The following is an 8,627-nucleotide window of genomic DNA, read 5'->3' as shown; positions in this document are numbered from 1 at the left end:
AGGAGCTCTAAAATAATTTCTGTGATGGTTGAACCTTCCTAAAAATGGAAAATGGGGGTTTTACTTAAAATCGGTCTTTTTTAAAGAAAAAGGGTGGTTGACTTATTTACCATTATACGCTGTCACCCCTGGGCAAGCCGCTTACGCTTTTCGATTTTATCTGTCCCACTGTTTTCTTACTTGTTCGAATGCCATTTGTTTGATTGTGTCTTCACCGGTTTCCTTATTTGTTAATACATTTGTTACATAATTTTTACCCCGGTAGTTAATTGTTACAGTCACTTTAATCATGAAAAATTTCTCCCTTCTAAATAACATTTAATTTGTCTTTGAAAGATTTTTTACGAAAAGAAAATCTTCTTGCGATACGGAAACATGTCCGCAAAATGAGGAAAACAGCTTCGGACCATTAGGCCCTAAAAAGGATTGTAAAAGAGTGGTTTTCAAAAATTCGAAGGAACCCTTCTAAGGAAAAAAGCTTACAAAACTGTGATACATCAAGTTATTGTAACTAGTATATGACCGATAAATAAGATAATCAAGAACATACGCTCGACAAAAAAATTACCTTGTATACGCCTAAAACGCGCGATTTGTCGGATAAAAATACTTTTATATTTATTTTGTCGGAAGAATAATTGACTAAAGAGGCAGCAAATAGACACTGATAAAAAAAACAGTGTCTAAATTCGATTTTTATGTAGAATTATTTTTGTTTGTTTCTATTTTACAGTATGCCTAGCGAGAAGTTTCCTTGAAAGTTAAACGGAGAAGTTTTTCAGTTTTTGTGTCAAATTCAATTGTAATATACACGCCAAATTCTCGCTGTCCTTCTCTTAGCCAAAGCTTGAAGGTTTCTGATGAACTGTTGGGATTTACGATTCTTCCAACATGTAAGTAATCAATAATCTGTGCATTTGGATATTTTTGTTTTGTTTCTTTCATTGCTAAACTGCCCCATTTTGCATAGGCAGGTACAGGTTTCTGCTCATATTCAATATTTCGAGCATTTGAACTATTTACAGGAAACATACTGCATAAAGTAGTAAAAGATATGATAAAAATGATGAAGTACTTCACAAGGATATTCAATTTCATCGTCCTTTCCGGTATAGTACTATTAGTATGGAGCAGTTTCTATTTAACATGAGTAAGAACCGGAAATATATGCAACTACCTTAGCTAAAAGATGACATGTTTGGGAGGTAATGATAAATGCTAAAGACAAAAATGAAACTTAGTAACCCAGATAAGATCTTAAAATTCTTAACTGAAATGGTTCAACGATCATATGACCGTATTAAGGAGGAAGAAATCTTATTATGCCTAGATTGTTTGGATGTGGATCTTTATATTGCATCAACCAATCATGATGATTTTTACGATGCGGTTAGGGAAAATTTTGAGTTAGATGAAGAAGGAGAAATTATAGATTATGATAGCTATAAGGAACTGATGGATGAACTTAATGAAAGTTTTATTCTTCTTCACAGTACAAGTGGCTTATTTGATTATTTCCCTCCAGGTGAATATACAGTAAATGATGAGGTGCGAGAGCAGGAGAGCGAATATTTAGCTCCAAGCGGGATATTTTATGCGCCTTTTGAAGATGCGATTTCCAATAAAGGTAGTCGTTAATCGTGAATTACAAAAATGAGCTGGGAAAGTAGTGAATTTTCCAACTATTATTTCTCGGGAAAGCGCAAAATAAGACAATATTCCTATTTTAAAGTCGGAATTTGTCTAATATTAAGATAATTAAAGTTATTATCATTTCAATTCGCCCATTTCATACACTAAATGTAATAATAATGGAAAATCACTGCGATGTAAAGCGGAAATAGGGAAAAACTGTCTATTAAATGGGAAAATTTCTTAATCATTCCAAAAACCTAAAACAGCTATTTATGCTGTTTTTTTTATTGTTTGGAAATTATAGAAAAAGATGAAGGCAGTACGAATAAAATTATGTTCAATTTCAGATTTAACAAATATAGGAGGATCCTAATGGCAAAGCAAGCGAACGGCAGTCAACAAAATGAAAAACCACTTGAATGGTGGCAGCTTTCATTAATTGGTGTTGGTTGTATCATAGGAACTGGTTATTTCTTGGGTTCAGGTCTTGGTATTAAAATGACAGGACCATCAATGATCTTTGGATTTATTGTCGCAGCAATTGGTACGTATGTGGTGTTTGATGCTCTGTCCAAAATGTATGCAAAGGATCCACAAAAGGGCTCATTTCGCTCGTACGCTAAAAAAGCTTTTGGCCGTTGGGCCGGATTTAGTAGTGGTTGGGTTTATTGGTTTTCAGAATTATTGATAATGGGTAGTCAGTTAACAGCTTTATCGATTTTTACAAAATTTTGGTTTCCTCATTTGCCTCTATGGGTTTTTGCATCAATCTACGCAGTGCTAGGTATTATAGTGGTCTTAACCGGCACAAAAGGTTTTGAAAGAATGGAAAACGTATTTGCTGTTGTAAAAATTGCCGCGATATTTATGTTTATTATTTTGGCTGGAGCCGGTTTATTTGGCATGCTAGATGTAGGAAAAGAAGTCTTTCGTACACCTAAGCAAATGAATGATTATTTTCCAGCAGGGTTTAAAGGTTTGTGGTCTGCTTTAATTTTTGCCTTTTATGCCTTTGGCGGAATTGAGATTATGGGGATTATGTCGGTCCGTTTGCGAAATAAAAAAGATGCCGCTAAAGCTGGCAAAATCATGATTATTTTGTTAACCACTATCTATCTCATATCGATAGGCTTAGCTGTTACAATGGTTCCTTGGCAGGATTTTAACGCAAAAGAAAGCCCCTTTGTCATTGCAATGGGAAATTATAAGCTTGGATTTTTTCCTCATGTTTTTAATGGGGCTCTCATCATCGCAGGTTTTTCAACCATGTCCGCATCATTATTTGCAGTAACTAGTATGCTTGTTACGTTAGCGGAGGATGGAGATGCTCCTAAGCTCTTCGCGAAACAGGGTAAATTAAAAGTCCCTATGTATGCTATGTTTCTGACGGTTGCCGGCTTGGTTACGTCGATTGTTTTAGCGCTGGTTATGCCTGATACGATTTATGAATATATCACAACCGCAGCGGGCTTAATGCTTTTGTATAACTGGCTTTTCGTATTGGTGTCGGTTCAAAGGTTAATCAAACTAACACTATGGGACCAGCTTAAACGTTTTATTGGAATGGTATTTATTTTATTAGCAGTCAGTGGAACGCTTTTCCAAGATTCTATCCGTCCAGGCTTTCTCGTGAGTATTGGCTTTGTCATATTTATTGGAATCGTTTCGCTCATGATTCACTTTTTTGCCAAGAAAAAAGGTGGTTCCTCGCGAACAAAACCAGTTTTTGAAAAATTAGTACTAAAAGAAAAATAATGTCTTTATTGCTTCAATGCCAAAATAAATACCAAAACCAATTAGCGATAATCCAGATAAATAGGCAATTGAAGTCAACAACGAACGTGATAAAAACTGTCTAAACGTACTTGCAAGCAGTGCCATTGAAAGGTCCCAAATCAATAAACCACTAAACATCGCACCACTATAAAGTATTAATTGATCCATATTGTAGTTTGAAACTGTTTTTGCTAAAACAGAACCGTAAATTCCGAGCCAAAATAATATCGTCAAAGGATTGGAAATGGACATGAAGAATCCGGAAAGGAATGATTTCGATAGTGGCTCGGAAACACGGGACTGTTTCGTACTGATTTTTCCTGCTCCGATAAGACTCTCAACGCCCGTGTAGATGAGGACAAAACATCCGAACGACCAAAGAAACGCTTGAATAATTGGTTTTTCTAAAAAATGCACAAAACCTAAGTAAACCAAACCCATGTAAAATGCATCCGCTATAATCGCACCCAATCCTACGAACCAGGAATGAAAAAAACCATTGCGAATTCCCTTTTCAAGTTGTGCTGCATTAATAGGTCCAATTGGTGCAGCTAATGATAATCCTAAAAATACATAGCTAATAAAGGTAGACATATAGGCATTCCTCCTGCATTATACAGTGCTCGTACAGTTTATTCAGCAAATGTGGCTTGTACGACAATGGAATGGAAATATTTTTAATTTTCCCAGAAATGTAAAACGAGCTGTTAATATGACAGCTCGTTTAATTCCATTTTCTGTAATTTTGAATAATATTTTCATTTTAGTAAACCTTAAAAACAGTCTTTAAATCAAGCTAGTTAACCAACGTGACTGGTGAGGTGTATGATGAAAGGAATTTTGCAAAAAAAAGAAAAGATTTATGTGTTTATCGCATTAGTTGTAATGGGCATTTATTTGTCGCCTCTATTTATTTTAGGGGAGAACGCGCACATCCGCGTCCATGATAATTTAGACTCCAATATAGCCTGGTATAAGGTTTTAGCTAAGAGCGGACAATTATTTGGGTCTTTCAATGCGACGATTCCGCAAATCATTAATGGTTTACCACGTAATGCATTCGGATCCGAGTTTAGTGGCATCGTTTGGCTTTATGCTTTATTTCCAACGATGATTGCTTATGGCTTAAGCCAAGCAATAACTAGGTTATTTGCCTTTATCGGAATGTACTTATTGTTAAAGGATCACTTCTTGAAGGAGGAAAAGTACCTACTTATCCAAGTAGGTGTTGCACTAGCTTTCGCATTAACTCCGTTTTGGCCTTCGGGTATGCTTAGTACATTAGGAATGCCGCTCGCATTATGGACGTTTCTAAATATTAGGAGAGGTATTAGAACTTGGAAAAACATTGTAGTGTTATCATTACTGCCGTTTTATTCAAGCATTGTTCTCGGTTTTTTCTTTTTCTTAACGGCAATGGGGATATTTTGGGTGTGGGATTGTTTAAAAATAAAGAAAATACAGCTCCGTTTTTTGCTTGCACTCGTTTATATGACATCTATCTATTTATTAGTTGAGTATCGATTGGTATATTCGTTTTTATTTTCAACAGAGCCGAACAGCCGCGATGAATATTTCCACGCCGAACTCCCCTTATGGCGAGTCATTCGGCTGACCTTTAAAAATTATCTATTAGGCCATACACATGTGATGACAGTTCACACCTTCATCATTTTACCTGTGCTTTTTATCGGTTTGTATATGATTTGGAAAAATAAGAAATGGAGAGAAGAACGAGCTTTTGTGTTCTTATTCTTTCTGAATTTTGTTCTATCACTTTGGTATGCCTTTTGGTTTTATGAAGGGTGGCAACCATTCACAAAAAGATTTCATTTCATGGATACGTTCAATTTTGCAAGATTTCACTTTTTGCGACCATTAGTGATTTATGTAAGTTTCGGTCTCGCCTTAAAGATACTTTGGGAGAATAGGAAATCACAAAGACACTTAGCTCCGCTACTCATAGCTGCCCAAGTAATTTTGTTGTTATCTTTTAATGATGAATTTGTTTATCAAAAGAAGCCGAGTGTGAAGCAATTCTATGCAGAAGATCAATTTCAGGAAATCAAAAAATACATTAACCGCCCTGTTAAGGAGTATCGGGTCGCAAGTGTTGGACTCCATCCGGCAATAGCCCAATATAATGGCTTCTATACACTTGATACTTATAATAATTTTTATCCACTGAAGTATAAGCATGAATTTCGAAAAATCATTTCAAATGAATTAGAGAAAAATAAAAAAATTCGAAAATATTTTGATAAGTGGGGAGGAAGGTGCTATTTTTTCACAAATGAACTTGGCAAATCGTATATGTTTAAAAAGCATACGAAGAAAACAATAAAATCGATCAACCTTAACTTAGAGCCGTTTAAGGAAATGGGCGGACAGTACTTATTTTCCAGTGTGAAAATATTAAATGCGAGTGAAAAGGGACTATTGTTAGAAAAGGTATTTGAATCCAAAACATCAGCATGGAAAATTTACTTATACAAAGTCAGCTAAGTCCGGGAGGAAGCAAACATGATGGAACCAAATCTGACAATTGTGATTCCTTGTTATAACGAGGGTGCCGTACTTCATGAAACCATGAATCAATTAGATGCCTTAATGAAACGATTAATAGAAGAAAAGTTAATTTCGAATCGAAGTAAGTTATTATTTGTAGATGATGGTAGTAAAGATGATACTTGGATGATTATTTATAAGGCAGGCTTAAGGAATGAACGGATCAGAGGCGTAAAGCTTGCCAGAAACGTTGGACACCAACGGGCTTTATTAGCGGGTTTACTTACTGCAAGAGATCGATCAGACTGTGTGATTTCTATCGATGCCGATTTACAAGACGATATTGAAGTGATTCGTGAATTTTTACTAAAATTCACTGAAGGCTATGAAATTGTTTATGGAGTTCGAGATAACCGAGAAACTGATTCCTTTTTTAAAAGAAATACAGCGCAGGGCTTCTATCGTTTGATGGAAAAGCTTGGGGTTTCACTAGTATACAATCATGCAGACTATCGACTGATGAGCAAAAGAGCTCTGGATGAGCTGTCAAAATTTGAGGAGGTCAATTTATTCCTCCGTGGTATCGTACCATTGATTGGCTTCAAAGCTACATCCGTTTATTACGCAAGAAAAGAACGTCTGGCTGGTGAATCTAAATATCCACTAAAAAAAATGGTCTCTTTTGCCTTTGATGGAATAACGTCCTTTTCTATCACACCAATCCGGTTAGTTCTATTTTCAGGTTTAATTGCTTTTTTTATAAGTCTCGTATTTGGTGTCTATTTCCTTTGGTTGAAGATGTATGGATCGACAGTAACTGGCTGGACTTCGCTAATTACTTCTATCTGGCTAATAGGTGGTCTACAATTAATCGCAATAGGGTTAATCGGTGAATACATAGGAAAGATGTACATTGAGACAAAAAGGCGGCCAAAATATGTGATTGATATAAATACGTATCAACTGCCACAAACTGCTTTTCAATCAACAGGAAGTAAAAGGTTTAATGATGAAAACTTGAATATGAATTTAACTCAATTTCAAAAATGACATTTGTTGTTATGGACTAACTACTCTTTACACCGTATAAAATAAGTGCTACACCCGAAAAAATCCAAACAACCTTCATAAATGAAATTTTCTCAGCTAAACCCACTAAGCCGATTGTAGTTGTAAGAATCAGAATAATTGGTCCTACTAAAGCTAGGCTACTATTTAAAATTAATGCTTTTTCAATACTATTAGATTTTAGGATAAAAAAAGCAACGATGAGTTCTATACTTCCGGAGATCATTCTTAACAGAGCCATACCGATAACGGCTTTTTCAAATATTTGAACCATGAAAACTTCCCCCTCATAACTAAGTCTTGAAATATATATGCCACGATGGAATAAGATAGGACATGTTAGAGGTTAAATATAAAGCTTTTTATTTGTATCTATATGATAGAAACGATAACATTTGTCATATAGATGGTATAAAGTGAAGTATAAATAATAGAAAAAGATAGGGATGTGGAGGAGGATAAATGGAAATTGAAAAAATTTTGAAGAACCTGGAAAATCGGCATGCAATGATGCTTGATACTGAAAACTATTCAAAATTTGCTGTTCTATTACCACTTATCGAAAAAACGGATGGCTATCACATTCTGTTTGAGGTCAGAGCATATAACATGAGGCGTCAGCCTGGTGAAATATGTTTCCCAGGAGGCAGAATCGATCCAGAGGATGTGGACGAGCAATATACGGCAATACGAGAGACGTCTGAAGAATTAGGAATCTCTAAGGATAACATTCACCAACTAGTACCACTGGATTATATGGTCAACGCATTAGGAAGAATCATTTATCCATTTGCAGGTGTAATCAAAAATGACGAACAAATAAAACCAAATGAATCAGAAGTTGCAGAAGTATTTACGGTTCCGTTAACTTATTTTCAAAACATGGAGCCTGAAATATATAAAGTTAATCTTCTGGCTCAGCCAGAACGTGAATTTCCGTTCGATTTAATCATTGGCGGCGAAAATTACAACTGGCACAAAACACATATTGATGAATATTTTTACAAGTATGAAGACAAGGTGATTTGGGGATTAACCGCTAGGATCTTACATCATTTTCTAGATTTAATAAAATTTAATAAATAATAAATAAAAACGACTATGCGATGGAGTAGTGGACAGGCCATTGCATAGTCGTTTTGTTCTTGGAAAAAATGGAAATTAAATGAAATTTATAAATTTTCAAAAAATTATCAAAAAACTGTTTTAATTTTCAAGCAACTATAATATAATTAAAAAAAGGACAAGGAGTTGATTTCAATGGATCATAAGATGCCAAATTTTATGAAACAAAATCACCACAATGCCCCAAAACGTCATGCTGGAAATATTAGTGCGTCAGACACAATGGTTGTCGAAATGCTTCTCGAAAAGTCCCTCAATGATTTTAGAATCCAACAATTGAAAAAAGAAATCGATAACTCCTTGCTTCAAGGAAACAAGGAAGAATTCCTAAAACTCACCGACGAATTAAAGCGAATTTCAGCTTAATAGTATCGTCTAAAACCTAGTAGTTATACTAGGTTTTATCATGTGCAAATCTCCAAATTCCCTCAACAAAATTCCTCATCCACTTCTTTCCTAAGATGAAAAATCAGTCGAAAACTAAAAGAGTTGTCGTAAAATCTATTTATAATTTA

10 protein-coding genes are annotated in these 8,627 nt (G+C 35.1%); 6 read left to right on the top strand and 4 right to left on the bottom strand.

Annotation, left to right across the window (positions count from 1 at the left end):
- Positions 1-156 precede the first annotated feature (156 nt).
- Positions 157-291: a BA3454 family stress response protein gene (locus FXW34_RS14715; protein WP_147534758.1), complete on the bottom strand. Its 135-nt coding sequence runs from the start codon at positions 289-291 to the stop codon at positions 157-159.
- 447 nt (positions 292-738) lie between these two features.
- Entirely contained in the window at positions 739-1,098 is a 360-nt protein-coding gene (locus FXW34_RS14710) for a YqzG/YhdC family protein (RefSeq protein ID WP_425457436.1), read from the bottom strand.
- 117 nt (positions 1,099-1,215) lie between these two features.
- Between FXW34_RS14710 and FXW34_RS14705 the strand changes: the two genes are divergently transcribed.
- A complete protein-coding gene (locus tag FXW34_RS14705) occupies positions 1,216-1,638 on the top strand; it encodes a hypothetical protein (RefSeq protein ID WP_147534757.1) in 423 nt (140 codons plus the stop codon).
- A 369-nt stretch (positions 1,639-2,007) separates the two neighbouring features.
- Positions 2,008-3,390: an amino acid permease gene (locus FXW34_RS14700; RefSeq protein ID WP_147534756.1), complete on the top strand. Its 1,383-nt coding sequence runs from the start codon at positions 2,008-2,010 to the stop codon at positions 3,388-3,390.
- Here FXW34_RS14700 and FXW34_RS14695 read toward each other — a convergent pair.
- The gene (locus tag FXW34_RS14695; protein ID WP_147534755.1) at positions 3,376-4,005 is read right to left on the bottom strand and encodes a LysE family transporter; all 630 of its coding nucleotides are present in this window, start codon (positions 4,003-4,005) and stop codon (positions 3,376-3,378) included. The two genes, FXW34_RS14700 and FXW34_RS14695, sit on opposite strands and share 15 nt — an antisense overlap.
- Before the next feature lie 234 nt (positions 4,006-4,239).
- Between FXW34_RS14695 and FXW34_RS14690 the strand changes: the two genes are divergently transcribed.
- Positions 4,240-5,916, top strand: coding sequence for a DUF6044 family protein (locus FXW34_RS14690; RefSeq protein ID WP_147534765.1), 1,677 nt, complete (start codon positions 4,240-4,242; stop codon positions 5,914-5,916).
- An 18-nt stretch (positions 5,917-5,934) separates the two neighbouring features.
- Complete coding sequence (locus tag FXW34_RS14685) at positions 5,935-6,969, top strand: glycosyltransferase family 2 protein (RefSeq protein ID WP_147534754.1); 1,035 nt, start codon at positions 5,935-5,937, stop codon at positions 6,967-6,969.
- A gap of 16 nt (positions 6,970-6,985) precedes the next feature.
- On the opposite strand, the gene FXW34_RS14680 is transcribed toward FXW34_RS14685, so the two are convergent.
- Positions 6,986-7,261: a YqhV family protein gene (locus FXW34_RS14680; protein ID WP_147534753.1), complete on the bottom strand. Its 276-nt coding sequence runs from the start codon at positions 7,259-7,261 to the stop codon at positions 6,986-6,988.
- A 188-nt stretch (positions 7,262-7,449) separates the two neighbouring features.
- Here FXW34_RS14680 and FXW34_RS14675 point away from each other — a divergent pair, with 188 nt between their 5' ends.
- Complete coding sequence (locus FXW34_RS14675; RefSeq protein WP_147534752.1) at positions 7,450-8,073, top strand: NUDIX hydrolase; 624 nt, start codon at positions 7,450-7,452, stop codon at positions 8,071-8,073.
- Between the two features lie 174 nt (positions 8,074-8,247).
- The gene (locus FXW34_RS14670; RefSeq protein WP_246141067.1) at positions 8,248-8,478 is read left to right on the top strand and encodes an IDEAL domain-containing protein; all 231 of its coding nucleotides are present in this window, start codon (positions 8,248-8,250) and stop codon (positions 8,476-8,478) included.
- The last annotated feature ends 149 nt before the right edge of the window (positions 8,479-8,627 follow it).

This window comes from Bacillus marasmi (assembly GCF_902168435.1).
GTDB classification, from domain to species: domain Bacteria; phylum Bacillota; class Bacilli; order Bacillales; family Cytobacillaceae; genus Bacillus_BU; species Bacillus_BU marasmi.
The sequence above is the reverse complement of the archived record's forward strand: the minus strand, read 5'-3'. Positions and strand labels throughout refer to the sequence as shown.